Origin of the sequence: Nitrosococcus wardiae, from assembly GCF_004421105.1 — a bacterium.
GTDB classification, from domain to species: domain Bacteria; phylum Pseudomonadota; class Gammaproteobacteria; order Nitrosococcales; family Nitrosococcaceae; genus Nitrosococcus; species Nitrosococcus wardiae.
Map to the genome: position 1 here is coordinate 2803828 of NZ_CP038033.1, position 25389 is coordinate 2829216.

22 protein-coding genes and 2 tRNA genes are annotated in these 25389 nt (G+C 48.4%); 19 read left to right on the forward strand and 5 right to left on the reverse strand.

Annotated features, from left to right (window positions below):
* Positions 1-61 precede the first annotated feature (61 nt).
* Positions 62-1048 (reverse strand): Vgb family protein, encoded by a 987-nt coding sequence (locus E3U44_RS13325; protein ID WP_134358643.1) that lies wholly within the window; start codon positions 1046-1048, stop codon positions 62-64.
* Positions 1049-1464: 416 nt separating this feature from the next.
* Between E3U44_RS13325 and E3U44_RS13330 the strand changes: the two genes are divergently transcribed.
* A complete protein-coding gene (locus E3U44_RS13330) occupies positions 1465-2520 on the forward strand; it encodes a DNA-binding protein (RefSeq protein WP_134358644.1) in 1056 nt (351 codons plus the stop codon).
* Positions 2521-2591: 71 nt separating this feature from the next.
* Positions 2592-3722, forward strand: a complete 1131-nt coding sequence (locus tag E3U44_RS13335; RefSeq protein ID WP_166805081.1) for a metallophosphoesterase — start codon at positions 2592-2594, stop codon at positions 3720-3722.
* Positions 3723-3775: 53 nt separating this feature from the next.
* On the opposite strand, the gene E3U44_RS13340 is transcribed toward E3U44_RS13335, so the two are convergent.
* Complete coding sequence (locus tag E3U44_RS13340) at positions 3776-4234, reverse strand: hypothetical protein (protein ID WP_134358646.1); 459 nt, start codon at positions 4232-4234, stop codon at positions 3776-3778.
* Positions 4235-4372: 138 nt separating this feature from the next.
* Between E3U44_RS13340 and uvrC the strand changes: the two genes are divergently transcribed.
* The 5 genes from uvrC (at position 4373) to E3U44_RS13365 (ending at position 8152) form a co-directional block, all read left to right on the forward strand.
* Positions 4373-6193 carry an excinuclease ABC subunit UvrC gene (uvrC, locus tag E3U44_RS13345; protein ID WP_134358647.1) on the forward strand — a complete coding sequence of 607 codons (1821 nt, stop codon included), beginning with the start codon at positions 4373-4375 and terminating at the stop codon, positions 6191-6193.
* Positions 6194-6255: 62 nt separating this feature from the next.
* The gene (pgsA, locus tag E3U44_RS13350; RefSeq protein ID WP_240761469.1) at positions 6256-6843 is read left to right on the forward strand and encodes a CDP-diacylglycerol--glycerol-3-phosphate 3-phosphatidyltransferase; all 588 of its coding nucleotides are present in this window, start codon (positions 6256-6258) and stop codon (positions 6841-6843) included.
* A 43-nt stretch (positions 6844-6886) separates the two neighbouring features.
* Positions 6887-6962 (forward strand) — tRNA-Gly (locus E3U44_RS13355).
* A gap of 65 nt (positions 6963-7027) precedes the next feature.
* Positions 7028-7101: transfer RNA gene (locus E3U44_RS13360), tRNA-Cys, on the forward strand.
* A 598-nt stretch (positions 7102-7699) separates the two neighbouring features.
* Positions 7700-8152 (forward strand): hypothetical protein, encoded by a 453-nt coding sequence (locus E3U44_RS13365; RefSeq protein ID WP_134358648.1) that lies wholly within the window; start codon positions 7700-7702, stop codon positions 8150-8152.
* A 260-nt stretch (positions 8153-8412) separates the two neighbouring features.
* Here E3U44_RS13365 and E3U44_RS13370 read toward each other — a convergent pair whose 3' ends face one another.
* Genes E3U44_RS13370 through E3U44_RS13380 form a run of 3 tightly spaced genes read right to left on the reverse strand, consistent with a single transcriptional unit; the run spans position 8413 to position 10003 of the window.
* On the reverse strand, positions 8413-9009 hold the full coding sequence (locus E3U44_RS13370; protein WP_134358649.1) for a diguanylate cyclase domain-containing protein: 597 nt from the start codon (positions 9007-9009) through the stop codon (positions 8413-8415).
* A complete protein-coding gene (locus E3U44_RS13375; protein ID WP_166805082.1) occupies positions 9009-9188 on the reverse strand; it encodes a CBS domain-containing protein in 180 nt (59 codons plus the stop codon). Before E3U44_RS13375 ends, E3U44_RS13370 begins: the two co-directional genes overlap by 1 nt.
* A complete protein-coding gene (locus E3U44_RS13380; protein WP_166805083.1) occupies positions 9188-10003 on the reverse strand; it encodes an EAL domain-containing protein in 816 nt (271 codons plus the stop codon). The genes E3U44_RS13375 and E3U44_RS13380 overlap by 1 nt, the downstream gene beginning before the upstream one ends.
* 268 nt (positions 10004-10271) lie before the next feature.
* Between E3U44_RS13380 and E3U44_RS13385 the strand changes: the two genes are divergently transcribed.
* The 12 genes from E3U44_RS13385 to treY all read left to right on the forward strand — a co-directional run bounded on the left by E3U44_RS13385 (position 10272) and on the right by treY (position 25294).
* The gene (locus E3U44_RS13385) at positions 10272-12230 is read left to right on the forward strand and encodes an OPT family oligopeptide transporter (protein ID WP_240761471.1); all 1959 of its coding nucleotides are present in this window, start codon (positions 10272-10274) and stop codon (positions 12228-12230) included.
* Positions 12230-13015, forward strand: a complete 786-nt coding sequence (locus tag E3U44_RS13390) for an alkaline phytoceramidase (RefSeq protein WP_134358652.1) — start codon at positions 12230-12232, stop codon at positions 13013-13015. The genes E3U44_RS13385 and E3U44_RS13390 overlap by 1 nt, the downstream gene beginning before the upstream one ends.
* A 35-nt stretch (positions 13016-13050) precedes the next feature.
* Positions 13051-13536: a thermonuclease family protein gene (locus tag E3U44_RS13395; RefSeq protein WP_134358653.1), complete on the forward strand. Its 486-nt coding sequence runs from the start codon at positions 13051-13053 to the stop codon at positions 13534-13536.
* 31 nt (positions 13537-13567) lie between these two features.
* On the forward strand, positions 13568-14788 hold the full coding sequence (locus E3U44_RS13400) for an acetate/propionate family kinase (protein ID WP_134358654.1): 1221 nt from the start codon (positions 13568-13570) through the stop codon (positions 14786-14788).
* 42 nt (positions 14789-14830) lie between these two features.
* Entirely contained in the window at positions 14831-16966 is a 2136-nt protein-coding gene (glgX, locus tag E3U44_RS13405) for a glycogen debranching protein GlgX (protein ID WP_134358655.1), read from the forward strand.
* Positions 16967-16982: 16 nt separating this feature from the next.
* Positions 16983-17198, forward strand: a complete 216-nt coding sequence (locus E3U44_RS19685; RefSeq protein ID WP_206054797.1) for a hypothetical protein — start codon at positions 16983-16985, stop codon at positions 17196-17198.
* Position 17199: 1 nt separating this feature from the next.
* The gene (locus E3U44_RS19690; protein WP_206054798.1) at positions 17200-17346 is read left to right on the forward strand and encodes a hypothetical protein; all 147 of its coding nucleotides are present in this window, start codon (positions 17200-17202) and stop codon (positions 17344-17346) included.
* Between the two features lie 87 nt (positions 17347-17433).
* Positions 17434-18435: a lysylphosphatidylglycerol synthase transmembrane domain-containing protein gene (locus E3U44_RS13415; protein ID WP_134358656.1), complete on the forward strand. Its 1002-nt coding sequence runs from the start codon at positions 17434-17436 to the stop codon at positions 18433-18435.
* A 180-nt stretch (positions 18436-18615) separates the two neighbouring features.
* On the forward strand, positions 18616-19281 hold the full coding sequence (locus E3U44_RS13420) for a DUF5752 family protein (RefSeq protein ID WP_166805084.1): 666 nt from the start codon (positions 18616-18618) through the stop codon (positions 19279-19281).
* 25 nt (positions 19282-19306) lie between these two features.
* Positions 19307-20407, forward strand: coding sequence for a glycosyltransferase (locus E3U44_RS13425; RefSeq protein WP_338040797.1), 1101 nt, complete (start codon positions 19307-19309; stop codon positions 20405-20407).
* Positions 20408-20414: 7 nt separating this feature from the next.
* Positions 20415-22295: a malto-oligosyltrehalose trehalohydrolase gene (gene treZ, locus E3U44_RS13430; protein ID WP_134358657.1), complete on the forward strand. Its 1881-nt coding sequence runs from the start codon at positions 20415-20417 to the stop codon at positions 22293-22295.
* A 92-nt stretch (positions 22296-22387) separates the two neighbouring features.
* Positions 22388-25294, forward strand: a complete 2907-nt coding sequence (gene treY / locus E3U44_RS13435; protein ID WP_240761831.1) for a malto-oligosyltrehalose synthase — start codon at positions 22388-22390, stop codon at positions 25292-25294.
* Positions 25295-25389: the final 95 nt, after the last annotated feature.

Below are 25389 nucleotides of genomic sequence, written 5' to 3' on the forward strand. Positions count from 1 at the left end.
GGCTTTTGTCGCAGCCCAAGTAAGGAAGATGCAAGGTAATTTATTCTTATGAGTTAATCCTTCAAGGAATCTGGGCTCGGCCAAGGGTGTTGGTGTCTGTGCCAAACCAAAGGGTCCGGGAGGGTTTATGGAAATACATATGGCGCACAGTCCCGCCGCCGCTAGGGATGTCGGTGACGCTAAAGAAATTTTCAGTGGTGGGATCAAAGCCTACAAGGTGATTGGGCAAATGGCCCGTCTCTACAAACCACAGCCGATCTTCATCGTCAATAGCCATGCCATAAGGGTGGGCCTTCTTCCCTCCCGGCACGGACCATTCCTGGATTTGACCCGAGGTGGGATTTAATTTTCCAAGGTAGCCTTGGGCATAGTCTACATACCAGATACTTCCGTCCGAGGCCGCCGCGAGACGGCGGGGACGAGCTTTTTCCCGGGATAAAGGAACCTCCTGAATGCGCATGTTTTCAGGATCAATCCAGCCTAACTTGTGGCTGCCGAATTCGGTGAACCAAGGGCGGTTTTGGTGATCGATGACAATACCGTAGGGGCGGGCCCCTGGCGTAGGTACTGGAAGCAGTATGATCTCACCGCTCCTCGGCGCCAACTTGCCAACAAAATTACTCATTTGCACGGTAAACCAGATCTGCTGCTGTTGATCGAACACTAGGGTATGGGGATCACGGGCATTAGACTCCGGTAAAACATATTTTTGGATCACGCCGCTTTGGGGATTTAGTTTGCCGATATGGGTAGCTAGGTTGCCGGCGTACCAGACCGACCCATCTTTGGCCACAATTAGGTTATGGGGGCCAGTGCCCTGATCGAGAGGGTATTTTTTAAAATTGCCATTATCGGGCTGTAGGACAGCGATGTAATCTCCTCGTTGGCCGACAAACCAGACTTGTCCCTGGATATCCACAAAGGGATCGCGAGGACGGGAATCTTTCCAGGGAACAGGCCATTCAGTAATCGCCACTTCATTGGCGAAGCCTGGTACCTGCCAAATATTCAGTACCAATAATAGAACTAAGGACAGGTAATACCCCATCAGCAAACTCTCCCTGGAAGCGCAAATAGTGAGCCTATCCTTTATTAAGGAACAGTTCAACAGGTCAGGAAAATAGCAGTGGTTTTGTTTTCTGGAATATAAATGAAAGTCATATTATATCTCTTTCAAAGACAATCATCATCCTGACCGCCAAGTCCAAAAACTGAAAATCAAGGTTTATCGCCTGCGCTGATGAGTCAAGATCACCAGTGCTCATCATAAAAATATTTATATTATATCTCTCTCTATAAACACCACTCCTTTCAAAAATTAAAACTCTTACCAAATAAGAAAAAGAAAAATTTCATGATAATAGAACTTATCATGAAATAATTTATAGAAATGTATTAAAAGTTACATATTATGTAATAATTACTTTAACAACTTTAAAGCATTTAAATTAAAAGAATACTTATATGACACAAATTGATACTCGAACCCTTACAAAACAAACAGCAGATACCTTACTTACTGAAGGCATTCGCCCCACAGTAGCCAATGTTCGAGCACGGACAGGGCAGGGCAGTGCAGGGACTATTAACGCTGCACTCCAAGAATGGTGGCAAGAACTAGCTAACCGCCTGCTTCAACTTGAAACACGGCCAGAAATTCCAGAACCGGTATTTACTGTTGCGGAGCAGGCCTGGGAGACCGCTCTGAAACAAGCGGAGACACTCCTAGCAAAGGAACGTAAAAAATTGCAGCAAGAGCAAGAAGCTAGCAAAGCAGCGGTAAAAATAGCCCAGCAGACCCAACAAGCGGCAGAACAGAAGATCGGAGTGTTAACCAAGCGTCTTGAAACTCTAGAAGAGGTTCGCTTAATACTCGAGCGTCAACTTGCCTCAGAAAAGGTACGTACAGAAAACTTAAGTACCCAAATGGAGGAGTTACAGGTAATCTTGGAACAGAAGAAACAAACCTTGGGGGAACAAGCAGAGCGTTATGAAATCCAATTGACTCGGGAGCGGGAACAATGGGCCAGCCTAGAACAACATTTGGTTATTCAATTAGACGAACAAAAAGTCTTACGAAAACAACAAGAAAACTCTTTGGTGCAGAGAGAATCGCAATGGCGGGAACGAGAAGAGAAACTACAATTCCGACAACAGTCTGCCCTTATTCAGCTTACCCAAACACAAGAAAAGCTAAAGGGGCTAAAGGAAAACTTACAGGCGATCAAAACCGAAACCCAATCATTCCAGCAAGAAAGAGAACAGTGGATGAGTAAGATAGCAAGATTGGAAACGGAAAAAAAACACACCGCTAGTGAACAAATCCAATTACGAGCCCAAACAGTAGAACTAAAAGAACAGGTAGAGACCCTAACTTTGCAACGGGAAAAGTTATCTGAGCAACTGCGACAGATGGAATCTCAACAGACTGCGTATGAGGCAGAAAACCGCACACTCCAGGCATTATTAAAGCAGTGGAAAATTATATCAGAGCAAAATTACCCCACGAAAAACCCATAATCACTTGTCCTAGTAATTAACTAAACAATATGCCCCCATATTCTCAAAACTCCATATCCAATCGTCCTCCAATGCCTCGCTCGTTGATGCGTTGGATTGTTCGCTCCATTTTTCCCGCCTACTTGGGATTACATATATATGCTTATGTGCAGTTAACTACGGCGTGGGAACCTAGCCTTGGGAAACGGATATTGTTTGGCACTTGGTTGGTTTTGATGGTCTTGTCATTGTTTTTTATTCGGCGCTTAGAAATGAGTGAATACCGGCGGTTAGCAGCAACTACAGCCTGGATGAGCTATACATGGATGGGATTTATTTTTTTATTCTTTTTCGCCTCCCTCAGTACCCAGTTTTTTATATTCATAACCGAGGCCGTAGCTGCGCCGCAATATTTCGGTTCCCGTACAGCCCTAATTGAACCCATTGATATAACGTTAGCGCTAAGCATAGGACTATCAATTTATGCTTTGTGGAGAGGGGCTTGGCCTAAACTGGTTCGGGTTTCTCTGTCTTCTCACCATCTTCCTTCAGGGGCTTGTTTACGCCTAATCCAGATCTCCGATCTCCATCTTGGAATTGTCCCCACTCCGCTACGTTTAAAACGGATTGTAGCGCTTATCAAAGCAGCTTCTCCTGATTTAGTGGTATCTACCGGTGATTTCACGGACTTGAGAACCGATCAACCTTACTCGGGCTTATCAGATTTAGCGGCTCTTAAAGCCCCCCTTGGCAAGTATGCAGTCATAGGTAATCATGAATGTTATGCTGGACTTCCCCGCTCTGAACAGGTACTGCAACAAGCTGGCTTTACTGTATTAAGGCAACGCTGGGTGAACCTTGGTGGATTCATCCAACTGGCGGGAGTAGATGATCCAGTTGCAGTTGGTGGACGCCCACACCTGGAGGAAGAGGCCTTGCATAATGCCGACCCGGAGAATTTTACAGTACTCCTTAAACACCGACCAGAACTTGAACCCTCAATGGTAGATCGAATTGATCTTCAACTCTCCGGACATACCCACGATGGTCAAATTTTTCCTTTTACCTTATTGCCCCGACTAATTTATCCAGTCCGACCTGGATTAACCCGATTTGGCCGGGCAGCTTTATACTTAAGCCGCGGTACCGGGACTTGGGGTCCACCTATGCGCTTTCCTTTTGCACCAGAGGTAACACTATTTGAAATTAAGAGGAAGGAATAAAGTGATCTTGCTGCAAAGCTCTACCTCTGATTAATTACTCTCTTTAGCTTAACTTAGTCATCTCTATCGTTATCATCTCTATCGTTTATATCCCTTTTAGCATTTCCTAGTGTGGTTAAATCTCCTTTGGTGCTAACATAGTGAAATTCTTTAAGTTCTGAGTTTAGGACAAAAGTAATCGTACGAAGATTTTCTCCTACAGAAAAGGTTGCTTCACCCACACAAGTTCTAGGTCTAATGTTTACAGATTGTATATCTAGGGGGAGAGAAGGAATTGCTTTCCCATTAATACTAAGAAAGGCTTGCCCTTTACCCCTTCCATTTTTTCTTAGCACAAACCACCCGACTTCACTAAAGGGTACCGAACCGAGCTTTACATGGGTGCCGTATTCAGAAAAAACCCATCTTCCAGCCAATTTATCTACTGAGCAAGCAGCTTGCGCGCTTGAAAAACTAAGGTTGAGCATCAGACCAGTAAAAAATATAAAAATTTTAGATAATGAAAATCTCATTATTATACTTATCTCCTTAAATCAGAACCGTGCATCATTAAGCATAGAAGCGAGAGTTCTCCAGTGCAAGGTAGACATATCCTCCAGGTCAGAACCGGTTAAGATACTCTCCCCCTGTAAGAAGAGACGACTAGGAGCATGCTAAACCACGCCTTTGATGCCTCTGCTTTCCTAAAAGGATTGACTTCTCGTCCAGGCGTTTACCGCATGTTGGATGCAGAAGGCAAAGTCCTCTACGTAGGCAAGGCACGAAATCTCAAAAGACGTTTAAGCAGTTATTTTCGAAAATCTGGCCTAGCGCCTAAAACCCGTGCTTTGGTCAATCAAATTTATGAGATTGAAACCATCGTCACCCATACCGAAAATGAAGCGCTAATTCTAGAAAATAATCTCATCAAAGCGTTGCAACCCCGCTATAATGTCTTACTAAAGGATGATAAAAATTATCCTTATGTATTTCTTTCTAGTGACGATTTCCCTCGCTTAGGGTTTCATCGGGGAGCGAAGAGAGTTCCTGGTCAATATTTTGGCCCCTATCCGAGTATAGGGTCAGTGCGACAGACACTGAGATTACTCCAGGAAGTTTTTCCAGTGCGTCAGTGCGAGGATAGCTTTTATCGCAACCGTTCTCGTCCCTGTTTACAATACCAGATTAAGCGTTGCACTGCTCCCTGTGTGGGTCTGATTGACAAGGAAAGTTACCACCAAGATGTTCAGCATGCAATAATGTTTCTAGAAGGGCGGGATCAACAGGTGATTGATGAGTTGGCCGCACGAATGGAGAAGGCCTCTCAACAACTTGCCTTTGAACAGGCGGCCTTTTACCGGGATCGGATTGGCAGTTTGCGCAGGATTCAAGAACGTCAGTATATCAGCGGTAAGGAAATGGATATCGACGTACTTGGAGTAGCAGTCAGAGGGGGAGTGGCCTGTGTAGAAGTTTTTTTTATTCGCGGTGGACGGAACTTGGGAAATAAAACTTTCTTACCAAAATTTCAAGGGAACCTTACTCCAAGAGAATTACTTTCCGCCTTTATTCCCCAATATTACTTCAACCGAGAGATTCCGCCAACCTTAGTTTTAAGTCATCAACCTGAGGATATGGAATTATTGGCTGAGGTACTCAGCGAACAGGCCGGAAAAAAAATTATGCTGCTTAGGCCAACCCGAGGTTCTAAAATACGTTGGGTAAAGATGGCCTTAACAAATGCCGAAATTAACTTAAGCCGTCGCCTGGTAAAAAGGACCAACATTACCCAACGCTTAGAAAGTCTGCAGCAGTTACTTGGATGGACTAATTTGCCGCAACGTATTGAATGTTTTGATATTAGTCATACCGGGGGAAAAGCCACTGTGGCCTCCTGTGTGGTCTTTGACAAAGAGGGTCCCTGTAACACCGATTACCGTCGCTTTAATATTGAAGGGATCACGCCCGGGGATGACTATGCGGCCCTGCGCCAAGCCTTAACCCGACGCTATCGCCGACTTAAGAAAGGGGAGGGTAAACTCCCCGATCTGCTGGTAATTGATGGCGGTAAGGGGCAATTGGCCCAGGCGGTTACCGTTCTTAGAGAAATGGAAATTGAGGAAATTACAGTACTAGGAATTGCCAAGGGACCTGAGCGTAAAGCAGGGAAGGAAACCCTGTTTTTGGCAGGACATGATACTCCAATCATCGTCGCCCCGGATTCTCCCGCCTTGCATCTATTGCAGCATCTCCGGGATGAAGCCCATCGCTTTGCCGTTGCCAATCATCGCCAGCGCCGGATTAAAGGGCATAAGATTTCTCCTTTGGAGACGATCCCGGGTCTCGGTCCCAAACGGCGACAGAAACTATTGATCCAATTAGGCGGATTGCGAGAAGTCGCCCGGGCAGGGGTCGAAGAACTAGTTCGTGTGCCGGGAATCAGCTTGGATCTAGCGCAACGTATTTATGACTCCTTTCATGGACGGGAATGAGGGTGAACCTAAGTGGGAATAGCTGTGGTAAGGTAAAGGCTCCGTTAGTTTTTGAGCGGAAAATGGCTAAGTTCATGCCTATCTACACGATTCCTAATTTAATGACGGTGCTCCGTATTGTCGCCATTCCTATTTTAGTGGTGGTATTTTACCTTCCTGTACCCTATGCTCGCGGGATTTGCGCGGCGTTGTTTGGTTTGGCGGCCATTACCGACTGGTTAGATGGTTACTTGGCGAGGCGTTGGCAGCAAACCTCCCCATTTGGGGCTTTTCTTGATCCCGTCGCTGATAAATTAATGGTAGTCGTGGCCTTGATATTGCTTCTACAGAGCCATCCTTCCGTGCCAATGGCTCTGTCAGTGGCGGTGATCGTTGGCCGGGAACTGACGATATCCGCACTGCGAGAATGGATGGCAGAAATTGGGTTACGCGCTAGCGTCGCCGTATCCATGCTAGGAAAATTCAAAACTACCTTTCAGATGATTGCGGTTTTTCTGCTGCTCTATCAAGATCCTATTGGACCGATTCCGATATGGGAAATTGGTTTAGTCCTTCTCTATATCGCGGTGGCCTTAACGTTGGGGTCAATGATCGTTTATCTTAATGCTGCCTGGGCGGCACTGTCTGGACAGGCGGAAGATCGGGCTTAGCTTGACATAGAAAAGTTCGCTGTTACAATAAATACCGCATTGGGCGGGAATAGCTCAGTTGGTAGAGCACAACCTTGCCAAGGTTGGGGTCGCGAGTTCGAGTCTCGTTTCCCGCTCCAAATCATATTCTGATAATTTTCAGGGATTTCCTCCCTTAGTATAATCTTTAAAATTATCCAATTTAGGCTGGGTGGCAGAGTGGTCATGCAGCGGCCTGCAAAGCCGTGGACGCCGGTTCGATTCCGACCCCAGCCTCCATTCCTTAAGTGGATATAAGTTGAAGTATTGCTTCATCGTTGAATTCGCGTTAAAGTTCCCTAGGTTAGGAATCTTAGGAACCAGGAAGGTGCAGATCCCACGCTCATTTTGTCGGGCTGATAAATAAAATTAAAGTTGGTAGCGTCGAAATTCCGAAGAACAAGTATAGCCCCCAAGGCCCGGGTGGCGAAATAGGTAGACGCAAGGGACTTAGTCACTTGAGCACCTAGATGGGAAACCTCTAGCGTGAATGGAGTCAAATTCGGGGAAACCTCAGCACTTTTTAAGGTGGTGGCAATCCCGAGCTAAGCCTTATTTAAAGGAAAGTGTAGAGACTTAACGGCTCCTACCTAAGTTTATTGTTTCGGGTCCCAGACGAGGCACTGAATAGGGTAAAGATAAAGTCCAGACCACAAATGTGTTTTATTAAGCACAGCAGCGAAAGTTGTAGCGGGTAAGAAAATCCCTTGGGGGAAACCCCGTGCCGGTTCGATTCCGGCCCCGGGCACCATCGAAGATATAAAAAAAAAGCCTCAGGCCTTAATAGACCTGAGGCTTTATTCGATTCGCTACCAAGATGGCCGGATTTTCATCGCCAATGACCGCAGGAGACTTCGATGGATATATAACCGGCAAGATCTGGCGGTGCTGCTGCCGACGCGGCCAAGCAGGGCAGTATACACCACTGTATTTCGTAACTTCGGCCTCCACCACCGGCGGTGGAGACGGGTTCAACCAACCGATCTTCATTGGGACTAACCTAGTTCCTGGACAAAACAATACGGCTTACTTCGATATCACCGTTTACTCACCTGACCTCAAGCCCGCCAACGGCTCCACCGGTATAAAGGCGCTTAAAGCAGATGACGGCCCCCAGCCGCAACAAATCCGACGCCGCCATTACAATGGCAAGCTGATGGCGGTTGCCACCGACCTCCGTGTCGGCGCGAATGATCAGATCCCCCTGTCACTGCCGTTCACCGATAAAACCCCCGACACCACAATTCACTTCGGTGAATTGTTGCTTGAAGACAGCCAGGACCGGCAATAACAGTTGTGGGTAGCGCCGATCATCGGCCTGAGCTCCCAGCATATAGGCCGAGTTTTGGCGGCAAATCAAGCCCCTCCAGTCCCAAATACCGCTTGATTTCCCGTATACTGGGACAACCGGACACGGTTTCAAGCTTAAGAGAATTAGGGGATTATTAGCAGAAGTTTATCTTCTGCTGGAGTTGGTTCCTGTATCGTAGGCCTTGATAAGGGTTGCCAACTGTTGCAATAGTTCATTAGAGGCGGCACTGTTTTCCGTCATCACAGCACGTTTGTCAGGTAAAGGCGGTGCAGGGGGGGCGCTTGTTGGCCAAAATAAAAGCCAAGCACCAACGTAATAATGGGTGGAAGCACCTTGATAAGCGAATCAAACACAAGTTTGCCCGGGGCCTCACCGTCTTTTTCGGCTGAAGGCCCCCAAGTGCAAACCGCTATCCCTAAAATAAGTAAAAATGCAAGAACAGATAAAACACCGGCCGCGAAATATAATCGTCGAACCTCTTTACGCAGGACTTCATCGCCTTGACGATAGCCATAACTGTCATTGAAAGGCTTAAAGTTATCTAGGTCCACATAGCAGAGGACAAAGAAACGCTCTTGGTCGAGCAATTTCTGAAGATGTTCATTGATGGGAATATTACCGGGCAGCAAGGTCAATGGGTTAGCATAGCGAGCATTCCGTAGTTGAATTCTGGTAATACACCGGAGCAAATCGACGACGGTGCCTACCCCTAAATAGCGACCCCGATCGGTAATGATAAAATCATCTTGTACGCGCGTGTCGTGACGCTGGGTGATCGCTTGGCTAAGGTTATCAACCCGTTGATGCTTATCGGCGATGATGGGACATCTGTCCATCAATATAAGTCACGTCCATAACGACTAGCATAGAGTTCCATAAATCGATCCCGGCGAACGATGCCCATGGGATGACCTTGTTCAGTGACTACGGGAAGGCTTTGAAGTTCCGGCTCGGCTACGAATCTATCGGCGACCGTGCTGGCAACTTCCTCTGGGATAACCGGTTCGATGGGCACTAGCAGATAGGCGACTGTTTCCTCACAGCTGGTGGTGTAGCCCGAAACAGGTTCAAAGACCATAAAGGTCGAAGCAGGGGCACGGAAATCACCGGTTGAATATGGGGCCGACCAAAATAGTATCCCTGACCAAGTTCAATTCCCATTTCCTTGACAACAGTATACTCTTGAGCCGTTTCTATTCCCTCGGCGATGACACGGCAATTTAGATTTTGGGTAATCTCTAAAATAGAGCGTACGAATTGGCATTTGGTGGAATCTTCATGGATATTTTGAATGAAATGGCGATCCACCTTGACATAGTCGGGCCGTAGCTCGGACCAGGAACGAAGCCCTGAATATCCCGCGCCCAGATCATCGATAGCAATAGCAAAGCCGGTGGTACGGTAATATTCAGTGGCCTCGCGCATCAGAGCATAATCAGTGATAGGCTGTTGTTCGGTCAGCTCAATGACCACTTGGCTGGTAGGAATTTCATTTTGGCTTAGAAGCTCAATGAGCCCACAGTAATTAGGACCAGGTTCAAGGATGACACAAGGGTTGACATTGAGGAACAACTTGCCGGGTAGACGAAGCTGTTGATAACGTTGAATGATGAGCTCTTGGCAGAGACCTTGGAGATCGGCTAAAGCACTGGTACGCCCAGCGGCATCGAATAGGTTGAGGGGGGAGTGGAGATGGGTATCTGAAGGACCGCGAATAAGGCCTTCGAAACCGAAAATATCCCGTTTGCTAAAAAGGACGATGGGTTGAAACAATACAGTAAGCGCACGATCGTGGATGATTTGCGCTAGCAAATTGGGCTCGGCAGACATGGATAACATCCTAGAATTTGAGTCAAAGACAGTTTTTAAGTTATTGATTATTTTGTAAGGTTACTAAATCAGATAAAGTGGCCTAGTATAGGCACCCTAGTGCTTATTGTTTGTGACAGGTCGATATTCGCTATGGTTTATCGGTCTTAGTCTGCAAGGGTATGAATAGGAGACAAGCCCAACCGTCCCCTAGGGTGTGACTTAAGTCACATTTTTTTCTTCTGTCACGAAAGGGTAAAAGTTTCAGATGGGATAGGAGAATATCTCGTTGAACAAGGAGAGTGCTGAGATGCAAGAAGTTACGGTGCCACCACCTCAGCTTACCATCAAAGCGATAGTGCTGAGCGTCCTGCTGGCAGCGCTCCTTGCGGGGGCAAATGCATATCTAGGGCTGTTCGCTGGCATGACCGTCTCGGCTTCAATCCCCGCAGCGGTCATCTCCATGGGAGTGCTGAGTTTGTTCCGCCGCTCCAATATTTTGGAGAACAATATTGTCCAAACGGGAGCTTCAGCCGGCGAGTCCCTAGCTGCCGGGGTGATCTTCACCCTTCCTGCACTGGTGATCATGAACTATTGGCCTGCTTTCGATTACGGGTGGGTGCTGGTAATCGCCGGCCTAGGCGGGTTGTTGGGAGTGCTATTCACCATTCCCTTGCGCCGTTCCCTCATTGTGGAGGAAGGACTCACCTTCCCGGAAGGTATTGCCACAGCGGAAGTATTGCGGGTCGGTGAGAATCCAAAACGGGGTCTCGGCTACCTCATGGGGGCTGCCCTAGCCGGTGGGTTGACCAAGTTGGCCGAGACGGGATTGGGGCTTTGGAATAGTGTGGCCCAGACAGGGGCCTACATGAGCAAAGCCGCTGTTTATGGAGGGGCTAATCTTTCTCCCGCTTTACTCAGCGTGGGCTATATTGTGGGCATCAATATTGCTGGGTTAGTTTTCGCCGGTGGCGTTATTGCCTGGTGCTTGGCTATCCCCCTGTATAGCGTCTTCTTTCTCGAAACCCACCCAGAGTTGGCAGCTCTGGCCGCCAAAGGCGTCTCGGCAGTTGATCTGGCCTATGCTATCTGGTCAAGTGAAGTGCGCTATCTGGGGGTGGGAGCAATGCTGGTGGGTGGGCTCTGGGCATTATTTTCCATGCGTCGCTCCTTGGCCACGGGTCTTCATGGAGGGCTGCGCCAATATGCAGGGCATAGAGACAAGGTTTTATCCCCTGCCGAGCGGGATATCCCCATGCAGTGGGTACTTCAGGGTATCCTGCTGCTCTTGGTACCTCTTTTCTTTCTCTATCATAGCATCCATAGCCAGGTGACTTTGGGTATTAGTCTGACTATGACCCTGGTTATGGTGATTGCCGGTTTTCTCTTTGCCTCCGTAGCAGCTTACATGGCCGGTTTGGTCGGCTCATCCAACAATCCTATCTCCGGCGTAACCATCGCTACTATCCTCTTTTCCTCCCTGGCACTACTATGGCTCATGGGTTCGGAAGCAGCGATAGGCCCCATGGCGGCTATCCTGATTGGCGCGGTAGTGGCTTGTGCTGCTGCTATTGCGGGGGACAATATGCAGGATCTGAAGGCGGGTTATCTGGTGGGGGCAACCCCCTGGAAACAGCAACTCATGCAGGGAATAGGCGTCCTTTCCTCGGCTCTGGTCATGGCGCCCATCTTAAATTTACTGCTCAAAGCCTATGGTATGGGGGTCCCGACACCTGAGCACCCCACCCCCCTGTTAGCTCCCCAGGCGACTTTGATGGCTTCAGTAGCGGAAGGCGTTTTCGGCGCTGATCTTCCCTGGAAGATGGTAGGGTTAGGGGCGTTAATGGGAGGGGCCATTATCGGAGTTGATACTTGGCTTAGCGCCCGTGGTTCATCCTGGCGGGCGCCGGTGTTGGCCGTAGCAGTAGGCGTCTACCTGCCATTAAACCTTTCCGTGCCGATTTTTATCGGTGGGTTGATTGCCAAGGCGGCTGAGGGGGTTCGCCATCGTCTTGGCGATCTGGAGCGTAGGGAACGCTATCGGCGCTATGGTCTGTTAGTGGCTGCTGGTTTAATCACTGGTGAAGCGTTGGCCGGTATTTTGATGGCAATTCCTATTGTAATTACGGGCAACCGTGAAGTGTTGGCATTGGCCCAGGCCCCCTGGGGGGGGCTTCCTGGGCTGGTGGTGATGGGAGTTATTGCCTGGGGGTTATATCGCGCAGCCTGCGGTGGTCTCGGAAAATAATGCTCTCCCATCTGCAAATCCGAATTCTCTGGCTACTAGGGATAGTGGTGATCTGCGGCCTGGGAATATTGTTTTTGGACCCTATCCCTCAGGACCCAAACTATCACCGCTTTGCGGATGATCGTCCTTATTTCGGGATTCCCAATTTTTTAAATGTGATCTCCAATCTCCCCTTAATACTTGTTGGCATTATCGGGTTGGGGTGGACACTCAGGGTTAGAAAGGTTGCACCTGACCCCTTATTGCTTTTGCCATATGGAATCTTTTTCGCGGGTGTTTTTCTGACAGGCATGGGTTCCTGCTACTATCACGCCTTACCTGAGAATAAGACCTTAGTTTGGGATCGCTATCCTATGACCTTGGCCTTTATGGCCCTTTTCAGTGCTATTTGGATGGAACATGTGAGTCGCAAGGGAGGCATAATTTTACTACCCGGGTTTTTGCTGCTCGGTTTTTTCAGCGTTTGGTATTGGGAGTATACCGAGCGCTCAGGTCTGGGGGATCTCCGTCTTTATGGAGGAGTCCAGTTTGTACCGCTACTGCTTATCCCCTTTATCCTGGCTTGGTTTCGTTCCGGTTATAGCAAGCGCCACTATTTCTTTTATGCCCTCGGTTTCTATGGTCTGGCAAAGGTCTTGGAGCATTTTGATAGGGAGCTTTTTCAAGCAACCGGCGTTGTCAGTGGCCATTCCCTTAAGCATTTAGCGGCGGCATTGGCCGCGTTCGTTATCCTACTCATGCTCTGCCATAGGCAATTTCAGGAAAAGCCGGGCAGAATATTATAAACTGTAGGTTTTAATCCTTCTTTGGGGGAGTCCCTGTGAAAGCCCCAAAAATCGCTGCTCATTCTCTCTTTACCCTCTTGGTTATCTTTGGATTTCCAGCAGCAACCATTGCGGTAGCGGATATTACCGGCTATGCGCTGGTGCAAGATGACGGTTCGCTGAAAGTGGGCAGGCGCACCATTCATCTCTATGGTATTTACATTCCCCAAACACCCGTGACCTGTCGCTCGTTTTTGCAGCCTAGACGTTGTGCACCACGAGCCGCTTTAGCTCTAGATTTCAAGATCCAAGGGTTTGTCCATTGCAAGGAGAGAGAAATCTATCAAGACGGCAGTATCAATGCCGTTTGCCATGCCGATTATACCTCGGTTTCCATGGGGATCGATCTGGCTGCTTACCTGTTAGAGCAGGGCTGGGCAGTGGCCTTGCCTGATGCTCCCTTTGAATATCATGTGCTTGAGAAAATCGCGCGGCATAAGGGCTTTGGAATATGGGGGTTTTCGGAAATGATTATTCGATAATCCTATCAAAGTAAAGCCCCGGGAGGTATCATTGACGGTTCTGGTTATTAATTCTGGAAGTTCATCGATTAAGTATCAGCTTTTTAAAGGGGCTTTAGCCCTGGCAGGAGGAGTTGTAGAGCGTATAGGAGAACCGAAAAGCCGCTTTGTGCATCGTTTGTTCCAGAATCGACAAACAATTGATGAAGCGGTTTTTGAACAGCCTATCTCGGATCATGGGGAGGGGATGAGCCAAGTCTTTACGGCCCTAGTAGAGTCCGGTTGTTTGCAGCATAAAGCAGATTTATTAGGCATCGGCCATCGAGTCGTCCATGGCGGAGAAGCCTTCAAAGAGCCTACTCTAATCAATGATCAAGTGTTGGCTAAAATTGCGGAAATTATCCCTTTAGCGCCTTTGCACAATCCTGCCAATCTCAAAGGGATTCAGGTAGCACTGGAGATCTACCCTGATGTACCCCAGGTGGCTGTATTTGATACGGCGTTCCACCAAACATTGCCTCCTTCCATTTTCCATTATCCCTTGCCTCATTCCTGGTATAAAACCCACCATATTCGCCGCTATGGATTTCATGGCACTTCCCACCATTATATTTCCAAACAGGCTGCCGCCTATTTAAAGCAACCCCTTGAGACACTCAATTTGATTACCTTACATCTTGGCAATGGGGCTAGTGCTACGGCGATTAAAGCTGGCAAAAGCATCGATACTTCCATGGGGATGACCCCCCTTGAAGGGTTGATGATGGGAACCCGCTGTGGCGATATTGATCCTTCCCTTCCCTTATATCTGACCCAAGTCTTGGGAAAATCTCCAGAGGACTTGAATTCGCTGCTCAATAGGGAAAGTGGCCTAAAAGGAATCTGCGGCGCCAACGATATGCGGCAGGTACACGCCTTAGCTAAAGCGGGTGATCCCCTAGCCAGTTTGGCCATAGAAATGTATTGTTACCGGATAAAAAAATATATTGGTGCCTATTATGCGGTGCTAGGGCGTCTTGATGTCCTGATTTTCACGGGAGGCATTGGCGAAAATGACGCCATGATTAGAAACTCTGTCTGTGCTGAGCTTGCCCATCTAGGGATTGTGATTGACCATAAGAAAAACCAAACGGCAAGCCATGACATTTTTGCTATTCAAGGGGAAGCGGGGGCGGTAACCGTGCTTGTGATTCCTACCGATGAAGAACTTGAAATTGCTCAGCAAACCCTCGACCTTATTCAAAACCAAAAATGCTTAGGCGCTTATTCCTAAAGCGTATTTTGGGCCTTTTGACTTACTTTAGGATAAGCTTTGGTGCCTCCAAGTACGTGGACAACTGATAAATTCTCTTCCCCAGACGCTCACATTGGCTCCGGCAATCCCTTACCTTTAGGGGCTTGGGCTAGGAATGGGGGAGTGAACTTTGCATTATTTAGCCGTCATGCTACTGCCGTCCAATTAGAACTCTATTATACTCCCCTTGACCATTATCCCTTTCTGAGCGTGCCGTTGGATGCTGCAAATCACCGTACCGGCGATATTTGGCATGTATGGGTGAATGGGGTGAAGGTGGGGTATTGTTATGGTTACCGAGTATGGGGTCCCTATGATCCCCAACAAGGCCACCGTTTTAATCCCCAGCGTTTATTATTAGACCCCTATGCCATTGCTATTGCCGGCGCTTCGCATTTGGATTTTGGTCATGCCCGAGGTTATGATCCCGCCTCACCAGAGCAAGATCTGACTCCCTCTCAGGAAGATAATGCGCCTGACACGGCTAAGGCGATTTTAGTCGACTCCCATTATAGATGGGAGGGTGACCGGCCCCTCCGCCGGCCCTGGCGGGAAACCATTATTTACGAAACCCATGTGCGTGGCTTTACTGTCCATCCTTCCTCGGGAGTGCAGCATCCTGGCACCTACCGGGGCCTTATTGAGAAAATTCCCTACCTTAAAGATCTGGGTATTACCGCAGTGGAGCTGCTGCCGGTGCAAGAGTTTAACGAGAATGAAAATATTCGCTTAAATCCCCTCACTGGAGAACGGCTACGCAATTACTGGGGATACAGTACTATCAATTTCTTCGCCCCTAAAAAGTCCTATTCCTGTATGGAACATCCCGGCAATCAGGTGGCGGAATTCCGAGATATGGTGCGGGCTCTCCATGAAGCAGGCATCGAGGTTATTTTAGATGTGGTGTTTAATCATACCGCTGAAGGAAATCAGTTGGGACCCACCGTGAGTTTCCGTGGGTTGGATAACACCATTTATTATCTTCTGGGAGAAGATAAGCGTTATTACCGCAACTATACGGGATGTGGCAACACGGTAAATTGCAATCATCCCGTAGTACGGGATTTTATCCAAGATTGCTTGCGCTACTGGGCTATTGAGATGCATGTGGACGGGTTCCGTTTTGATTTGGCTTCGGTCTTGGGACGGGACAAAACCGGGCACCTATTGCCTAACCCCCCCTTATTGGAACATATTGCCGAAGATCCTATTTTACGAGATATCAAATTGATTGCCGAGGCCTGGGACGCCGGGGGGGCCTACCAGGTGGGGAGTTTCCCAGGCCAGCGCTGGTCAGAATGGAACGGGCGGTACCGGGATGACGTGCGGCGCTACTGGCGTGGAGATAGGGGAATGAGGGGCATTTTTGCTTCTCGACTCACCGGGAGTGCGGATGTTTATCAGCATTCTGGGAAGCAACCTATTAATAGCATTAATTTTGTGACCTGTCATGATGGATTTACACTCAATGACTTGGTCAGTTATAGCCATAAACATAATGAAGCGAATGGCGAAAATAATCGGGATGGTAGTGAGGCCAATTTTAGCGGTAATTATGGGATGGAAGGCTATACGGATGATCCCCACATTAATGGGATGCGGCTTCGCCAAATCAAAAACTTTCTCGCCACTTTAATGCTTTCACGGGGAGTTCCCATGTTGTTAGGAGGGGATGAATTTCGCCGTAGCCAGAGGGGAAATAACAATGCTTATTGTCAGGATAACGAAATTTCCTGGTATAACTGGCATCAACTGAGTCAGGAGCAGGAAGTTTATCGTTTTACCCAGCAGATGATTGCTCTTAGGAAACGCTATGCGGTGTTCTCTGAGGTGCGCTTTTATACGCCCCAGGAAGTGAATTGGTTTGACTTAGAGGGACAACCTCCAGATTGGCATGCCCCCGAAGGGGCACTAGGATGTTTGATTCGAAAGACAATCCGTAGTGAAGCATTATGTTTGCTGTTTAACCCTCAAGCCCATGAAGTAATCTTCAAGCTGCCTGCATTTGCTGGCCATTGCTGGCAGGTACTGGTGAATACGGCAGCCCCCATGCCTATGGATATCAGGGTTTTCCATGGGGTACCACCTTTGTCTGCTCCAAGACACTGCCGGCTTGAGGCACATACCTTAATGGTACTACGGGAAGCCTCTATCTGAGAAGGAGTTTTATTTCTTGGTTTACCTTCTTTCTATCATACACTTATCCTCCCTCGACGGTTGGTGGGCTGAAACTTACAGTCCAGAAGTGGGTTGGGCTTTAGGGGATGGTGAAGATGGGGAGCCTGAGCGCGATGGGATCGAAGCGGAGCGGCTTTACCTGTTATTGGAAGAAAAGGGGTCCCTGCTTTTTATGAGCGCAATAGGGAAGGTATTCCCGAATCCGGGCTAGCATGGCACATTTAGTTCCCACCAGCTATAGCAGCAACCGGATATTGCGGCAATCTGTGGAACACCTGTATCTTACTGCCGCGGCTACTTACCAGAAGCGCAGTGCTAAAGAACTGTATCAATGGCAGGAAGAGCTAAAGCGGCACTGACATGAAATTCACTGCGAAATGACCTCCATTCTTTGGCAGCAGTAAGTTGATATAATTTTAAATAATATTAACAAGTTGATTTGACACGTGAGACGCTATTGGATTTTAGTTCTGCTCGCCTTAGGCTTGGGTTTAGCGATCCCACTGGGTTATGGCGGGTTGGCAGTTTTTGAACGTCTCAGTCAAGTACCTTTTTGGCTACCTTTGCTTACCCTGGGCATGATTTTTATTGGTTGGAATTTTAATGCTGCAAAGCTGCGGATACTGGTCTCTGCGGTAGATACCAAGCTCTCCCACAAGAGCGCCCTTGGGACGGTGATGGCCTGGGAATTTGCTTTTTCCGCGACTCCGGCAGGTAGTGGAGGAGTAATTAGTTATGTTTACCTTTTGAATCGGTATGGCGTCAAAACCGCCCACGCGGCTGCAGTGTTTGCCATGGAACTGGGAATAGACCTATTGTTCTTTGTCACCGCTTCCCTCATCGTGGTGATAAAGTTGTCGACCAGTACGACCTACGATGTTCATCTGGGATTTATTTTGGTGGCGGTATTACTCACCGGGGGGATGGGATTAATGTGGGTGCTTGCCCATCAGTATCGGAGATTGTTGCGGGTACTGGGGTATCTGTTGAAAGTATTGAAGGTATCGGCTGTTTTGCGCAAACGGGCAGCTCGTTGGATGCTCCGTCTCCGTAGTGGTTTGACGCTGCTCTTAGGGTTACCCCGGCGGTATTTATATGCGGCTTATCTCTTATGTATCGGGCATTGGCTATTACGCTTTAGTGTTCTTTATGTTCTCTTATTAGGGTTAGGGGAAGATGTTCCCTGGCCTTATCTGTTTATTACTCAAGTCTTGATCTTGACCGTGGGGCATTTCACCTTTTTACCCGGGGGGACCGGTGGAGTCGAACTGGGGTTTGGCGCCATGCTGGGCCCCTTTCTTGACAGTGCTACTCTGGCTACGGCTCTTGTTCTTTGGCGTTTTGCTACTTTTTACTGGTATCTCATTGCCGGTGCACCGGTGTTTGCAACGGTAGCGGGCCCGGCGATCTTTCGAACCCTGGTTCAGGTGACTAGCCGGAAATCTTAAAATTATAGCGGTCCCACTTACTTCCCGAACGGGTTTATTCAGTCATGTTCTACTCAGCTTCTAGTCGATCCTGCTAGAGAGGGGTATGTTACCCATTGCTTTGGGGCAATTATCCTCTATGCTTTCTATAACTATAGAGTTGATAGAGAAATTGTTTCCCTAACCGTTTCAGTAGAACTTATGCCAAACTCCCATCATCCAGGGACCTTTATGCTCAAGGACTGTGCGCTCATTGCCATTGCCACAGGCAAGAAGGTGATGACCCTTAAGGAACTAGGGGATGGACTACTCAGTATTACCCCAGCGAGTATTTATTACCATTTTTGGGGGGGGTTATTGCAACCTCGCTTTGAGGAACGGGAATATAACAATGATTTTGCGGCCTGGGTGCGCCATGGCTTGCACGATGGGGTATTGGCGGAGCGCCTAGCTGTCGTTGATCCCACCGAGTTCACGGATTTGGAAGCCTTGCGCCAGGAATTGGCGGAGCTTATAGAAGAACGCCTTGAAGAAAGTGAGTTCGTAGGTTGGGTAAGGGGGACCCAGCAGTTTGAATTTATCCGCTCACAGATTGTGGTATTTGATACCCACCAGCGGGTGGAACGACCAGAAGAATTGGCTGAATGGATGCCCCACCTTTCCACAAGTAGCATTTTCTATCATTTCATTGACGCCCGGAGGCGTTTTCCAGCAGGTGGTGAAGATTTTAGTATATGGCTGCAAGGCTTTGGCGAGGATTACCAGGGGCTTCTTGAGGAGTTGGCAGCCATTGATCCCTATTTTGGCAGTTTAGCTGAGCTTCGGCATCAGTTGGTCCTCACCTTCAAGAGTTACCTGGAGAAGTAGACTATGTTGCTGCAGGAGGGAGATTCTGACCAAATTAGTCCCCTTAATGAAAGAGCTGGAGATCGATACCCACTGGGAAGTTATTACTGGAGAATCCACATTTTATGATTGTACCAAAGCCTTTCATAATGCCCTCCAGGGGAACCGAATTGCTGTGCGAGAGGACCTGTTGAAAACTTATGAGCGCACTACCGCCGAAAACGCGGAGCGGCTACGCCCCCTATTGGAGGAAGCTAATTATGTCTTTATCCATGATCCCCAGCCGGCCCCCCTGCTAGGCTATTGTCCTTACCGCAAGGGGAAATGGATATGGCGTTGCCATATCGATATTAGCCATCCTTACCGGCCAGTTTGGCGATATTTAAGAAAGTACATCGAGCCTTATGAAAGCAGCGTTTTCTCTCTCTCCGCCTTTGCCCAAGCGCTGCCCCATACCGAATACATTATTCCACCGAGCATTGATCCTCTGAGTGAAAAAAATATTGACTTGGAACCGAATGAAGTGGCTGCAGTGCGGCAACGTTTCGGATTAGATCCGGAGCGACCGTTGCTGGTCCAGATCTCCCGTTTTGATCGCTTCAAAGACCCCTTGGGAGTCATCCGTGCTTATCAGTTGGCCAGAAAATTCTTACCTCCATTGCAATTGGTGTTAGCCGGCGGAGGCGCCAGTGATGACCCAGAGGGTCGGATAGTGCTAGAGGAAGTGCAGCTTGTTGCAGCGGAAGATCCCGATATTCATATTCTCCTCTTGCCGCCTGATTCCCACCGAATTATCAATGCCCTGCAACGGGCCGCTGATATTGTATTGCAGAAATCACTACGGGAGGGGTTTGGGTTGACGGTAATAGAGGCTTTGTGGAAGGCAAAACCGGTGATTGGAGGGGACACGGGGGGGATTCGACTGCAGGTGACGAACCACCATACCGGCTTTTTGGTTAGTACTCCAGAAGGGGCTGCGCTGCGGATCCGCTACCTCTTACACCAACCTCGGAAAATGGCGGAGATGGCAGTAAAAGCCCGTGAATTCGTGCGGGATAATTTTTTAATTACTCGACAACTCCGCGAGTATCTAACCCTTATGGTCGCTTTGCTGCATGGCAAGGAAGACCGAATTATTTTGGAATAGGATTAGGATGCGACAATATCACTCCATGCCTTTTGGCGCTGAATTAACGGGAAAAGGGACCGTGCGTTTCCGGTTGTGGGCTCCAGGAGCTCAGCAGGTGGAGTTATGCTTACAGAACTCACCCCAAACAGCCCCTTTAGCCCTGATCCCCCAGAAAGAAGGCTGGTTTGAATTGGAAACTGAGCAGGCCAGGGAAGGAAGTTTATATACCTACCGGATTGATAATGAGGTACAAGTCCCCGATCCGGCTTCCCGTTTTCAGCCCCAGGATATCCATGGTCCCAGCGAAGTGATTGATCCGGCTGCCTTTGGATGGCAGGACAACCAATGGGAAGGGAGACCCTGGGAAGAAGCCGTTATCTACGAGGCCCATGTGGGAACCTTTACCCCGGAGGGGACTTTTCGAGGGCTGGAGACTCGCCTTGACCATCTAGCGGAGTTGGGAGTCACCGCTTTGGAGCTAATGCCAGTTGCCGATTTTCCTGGCCGCTGGGACTGGGGATATGACGGTGTTTCCTTGTTTGCGCCAGACAGCTGTTATGGTCGTCCGCAGGACCTCAAGTCGCTAGTGCAAGCTGCCCATAGCCGTGGATTGATGGTGTTCTTAGATGTGGTGTATAACCATTTTGGCCCAGAAGGCAACTACCTGCATCAATATGCCCCGGATTTTTTCACGGAGCGTCATCACACCCCATGGGGAGTAGCTATCAATTTTGATGGGGAAAATGCCCATTGGGTCCGACAGTTTTTTATCCATAACGCTCTATTTTGGTTGCAGGAATACCGGTTCGATGGCCTTCGGCTTGATGCAGTCCATGCAATTAAGGACGATTCTAAGTGCCATATCCTAGAAGAGTTGGCTGAGACGGTTCATCGTTATCTGGGATCGGAGCGCCAAGTGCATCTGGTTCTGGAAAACGATAACAATGAGGCCCGTTATCTTGCCCGGAAAGCTAATGGCAAACCCCGCTGGTATGTGGCCCAATGGAATGATGATATCCACCACGCCTTACATGTATTAGCGACTCAGGAAACTGCCGGTTATTACCTAGATTATGCGGATCAGCCTATTGCTCATCTAGAACGCTGTTTGAGTGAAGGTTTTGATTACCAGGGACAGGAATCTCCTTATCGAGGAGGGCAACCTCGAGGAGAGCCCAGTCAGGCTTTGCCGCCGAGTGCCTTTGTTGCCTTCTTTCAGAATCATGATCAAGTGGGTAACCGAGCCTTCGGTGAGCGGATCACGACTTTAGCGGGATCTGAAATGGTACAGGCATTAACAGGATTGCTCTTACTCTCACCCTTTCCGCCCCTCTTGTTTATGGGGCAGGAATGGGGGGCTACACAGCCTTTTCCTTTTTTCTGTGATTTTGGTGAAGATCTGGCCCCCAGTGTCAGGGAAGGGCGGCGGCGAGAGTTTGCCCACTTTCCTGAATTCAGTGATCCCGCAGCTCGAGAGCGGATTCCGGATCCGACGGCTCAGACCACCTTTGAAAATGCCGTGCTAGACTGGACCCAAGCAGCTAGTACAACAGGCAGAGAATGGTTTGAGCTGCACCAACAGTTACTTCACCTGCGACATCGATTTATCGTACCCAGGCTAGCCGCCCTTACCGAGATTCAGGGTGGCTATAGACATTTGTCCGAATGGGCACTGCAAGCTCATTGGCAGCTGGGGGATGGATCCCCGCTGACCATGTTGGCCAATTTAGACACCACCCCCGTTTCCTTATCAGTCCCCCCCCCGGGACAGTTGCTTTTTACGACTTCCCCGGATCTCAAGCAGGCCTTAGTTCGAGGGGAACTACCCCCTAGGACGGTAGCTTGGTTTCTGGAAGGGATCTCAAACCAGGAGACAGAGCGGGACTTAGGGAAAAAAAGTATCTGAATATGACATTGAATTCTCATTCTGGCTGGAATCTAGGATTTATCTGCAGAAAGCTGGATGATGGGGCAAGGAGGAGATAGGCCATCAAAATCATCCCCCGCGTTACTTACCGATTACAATTTAATAATCATTTTACCTTTGCTGATGCTGAGGCGATTGTTCCCTACCTCCATGAGCTTGGGATCAGCCACTGCTATGCTTCTCCCTATCTTAAGGCCCGTTTAGGCAGCCCTCACGGTTACGATATTGTGGATCATAATGCGTTAAACCCGGAAATCGGCGATAGGGACACCTTCGCCTCCTGGGTTCAGGCCTTACATTGCCACGGGATGGGACAGATCCTTGATATTGTGCCTAATCATATGGGCGTGGGCGGCGATGATAACGCCTGGTGGCTCGATGTACTGGAACAGGGGCCTGCTTCCGAATACGCTGCTTATTTTGATATCGATTGGCGGCCTATCAAGGAGGAGCTGCGAGGTAAAGTGCTGTTACCTCTGCTAGGAGATCACTATGGTAGGGTGCTTGAAAAAGGCGAACTGCGGCTAACCTTTGATCTTGATCAGGGACAGTTCAGCATTTGGTTTTATAACCATCGTTTTCCTGTTGATCCCAGTACTTATCCGGATATTTTAGGTCATGGTCTGGAACGATTAGCGGAGCATTTGGCAGAAGAGGAAGCCCCTTTTCTAGAGTATCAAAGTCTTATTACCGCTTTCGAACACCTGCCTTCCCGGTATGACACCAGGGCTGAGAAGCGAGTTGAGCGCCTCCGTGATTGTGTCATCTACAAACGGCGCCTAGCGGAATCTTGTCGAAAATATCCTGCCATTGGGGCTTTTGTATTTGATACCGTAGCCACTTTTAATGGAGTGGTGGAGCAACCGGAGAGCTTTGATCTCCTGCACCACCTCTTAGAAAGTCAAGCCTATCGGCTTGCCTATTGGCAAGTGGCTTCCGATGAAATTAATTATCGTCGCTTTTTTGATATTAATGATCTGGCAGGTCTCCGGATGGAAAATCCAGAGGTCTTTGAAACGACTCATCGGTTTATCTTAGATCTAGTGAAAGAGGGAAAAGTGGATGGGCTCCGCATCGATCATCCGGATGGTCTCTATAATCCCCCCAGCTATTACCAGCGGCTCAATCGGCAAATTACAGAGATCAAAGGCGGGGAGAAAGCCGCCGATGGGAATTTAAAGCCCAGTTATTATCTCGTGATTGAAAAAATCCTGGCCAGTTATGAACATCTGCCGGAGAGTTGGCCGATTTCTGGCACCACGGGTTATGAATTTGCTTATGTTAATAATGGATTATTTGTCTATCCTGCCTCACAAAAAGAGTTCGATCAAATTTATACCCGCTTTATCCGCCATCAGTGGGATTTCGATGAGCTACTCTATGAGCGCAAAAAAATTATCATTCGGGTCCAGCTTTCCAGTGAGCTTACAGTACTTGCCAATATGCTCAATAGCATTGCCCAAACGAATCGCCATACCCGTGATTTCACTTTAAATGGCTTGCGTGAGGCCTTAACTGAAGTGGTGGCCTGTTTCCCTGTCTACCGTACCTATGTGGATTTGGATCGGGTTTCAGAAGAAGATAGGCGCTTTATCCAGTGGGCAGTGATTCAGGCAAAGAAGCGCAGTCCGGCTGCCGATATCAGTATCTTTGACTTTATCCAAGCCATCCTTCTCCTAGAAATGTCCACCCGAAGGGGTCTCTCACAGGAAATCATTTCCTTCGTCATGCGGTTCCAACAATATACTGGGCCGGTGATGGCCAAGGCCCTTGAGGATACTGTATTATATATTTACAATCGCTTAATTTCCCTCAATGATGTGGGCAGTGATCCGCGAAATTTTGGCGTTTCCCTCACTGCTTTTCATCGCGCCAATCAGGAACGGGCACAACGGTGGCCCTATGGGATGGTGACTTCTTCAACCCATGACAGTAAACGCAGTGAGGATGTCCGTGCTCGCCTGAATGTACTCTCTGAAATGCCAGGGGAATGGCGTAAACATTTGAGTCGTTGGGCGCGTATTAACCGAGCTAAAATACGGAGGCTAAATGGTTTTCGTGCCCCTAGCCGTAATGATGAGTATTTGTTTTACCAGACAGTGTTAGGTACCTGGCCCCTGCTCAATATGGGGGAAGAAAAACTGGCAGAGTATCGGGACCGCATTGAGGCTTACATGCTTAAGGCCATCAAGGAAGCTAAGGTTCATACTTCTTGGATAAATCCCGACACAGAATATGAAGCGGCAGTCATCCATTTTGTACGCAATGTATTGGGTAGCATAGAGAAAAACCCCTTTTTGGCAGATTTCCTACCATTTCAGCGGCGAGTAGCAAGGTTTGGATTGTTGAATAGTTTATCTCAGCTTCTGCTGAAGTTGACGGTGCCTGGTGTGCCAGATATTTACCAGGGTAATGAACTTTGGGAATTTCGCCTGGTTGACCCTGATAACCGCCATCCGGTGGATTTTACCTTGAGGTGGCGGATGCTCCAAGAGCTGATGTCATTGATCCAGTCAGGTCAGTCTTTGAGATCTTGTACTTACGAGTTGCTAAAAAATAAGGAAGATGGTCGGGTAAAGCTTTATCTGACATGGAAAGTATTATCTTTTCGGGCCCAATTCCCCCTACTTTTCCAAAAAGGGGATTATATCCCTTTGTCCGCCCAGGGAGTAAAAGCAGATCATCTTTGTGCGTTTGCAAGGAAACATCAAGGTCAGATGGTTGTGTCAATTATCCCCCGTTGGTTGGCGCTCTTGGGAAGCAATGAAGATGAATTACCTCTAGGTGAATCTCTGTGGCAAGAAACCTGGGTAGAAGTCCCAGCGGTCAAAGAAAATGAGGATTTTACTAATGTATTGACCGGTGAAAGGGTGATAGTCATGCAGCATAATGGCAAATTTTATGTCCCTGCTGGGAAACTGTTTGAAAGCTTTTCTGTGGCGCTGTTGACTCCCTCTTCTATTATTATCCCTGCCTAAAAGGTTCTTAACAGACCCTGAACTGAATTCCCATGGGGAATGGGAGTGCTTAGGATTTTCCCGCAATAACCGATCTTAAATTAAGAGCTATTAAA

Excerpts from the sequence above, each read along its gene's own strand:
- uvrC (WP_134358647.1), top strand. The coding sequence starts at position 4,373 with ATGCTAAACCACGCCTTTGATGCCTCTGCTTTCCTAAAAGGATTGACT.
- E3U44_RS13325 (WP_134358643.1), bottom strand. The coding sequence starts at position 1,048 with ATGGGGTATTACCTGTCCTTAGTTCTATTATTGGTACTGAATATTTGG.
- E3U44_RS13335 (WP_166805081.1), top strand. The coding sequence starts at position 2,592 with ATGCCTCGCTCGTTGATGCGTTGGATTGTTCGCTCCATTTTTCCCGCC.
- E3U44_RS13365 (WP_134358648.1), top strand. The coding sequence starts at position 7,700 with ATGACCGCAGGAGACTTCGATGGATATATAACCGGCAAGATCTGGCGG.
- pgsA (WP_240761469.1), top strand. The coding sequence starts at position 6,256 with ATGGCTAAGTTCATGCCTATCTACACGATTCCTAATTTAATGACGGTG.
- E3U44_RS13420 (WP_166805084.1), top strand. The coding sequence starts at position 18,616 with ATGCCAAACTCCCATCATCCAGGGACCTTTATGCTCAAGGACTGTGCG.
- E3U44_RS13380 (WP_166805083.1), bottom strand. The coding sequence starts at position 10,003 with ATGTCTGCCGAGCCCAATTTGCTAGCGCAAATCATCCACGATCGTGCG.
- E3U44_RS19690 (WP_206054798.1), top strand. The coding sequence starts at position 17,200 with ATGGCACATTTAGTTCCCACCAGCTATAGCAGCAACCGGATATTGCGG.
- E3U44_RS13340 (WP_134358646.1), bottom strand. The coding sequence starts at position 4,234 with ATGAGATTTTCATTATCTAAAATTTTTATATTTTTTACTGGTCTGATG.
- E3U44_RS13370 (WP_134358649.1), bottom strand. The coding sequence starts at position 9,009 with ATGGACAGATGTCCCATCATCGCCGATAAGCATCAACGGGTTGATAAC.
- E3U44_RS13330 (WP_134358644.1), top strand. The coding sequence starts at position 1,465 with ATGACACAAATTGATACTCGAACCCTTACAAAACAAACAGCAGATACC.
- treZ (WP_134358657.1), top strand. The coding sequence starts at position 20,415 with ATGCGACAATATCACTCCATGCCTTTTGGCGCTGAATTAACGGGAAAA.
- E3U44_RS13390 (WP_134358652.1), top strand. The coding sequence starts at position 12,230 with ATGCTCTCCCATCTGCAAATCCGAATTCTCTGGCTACTAGGGATAGTG.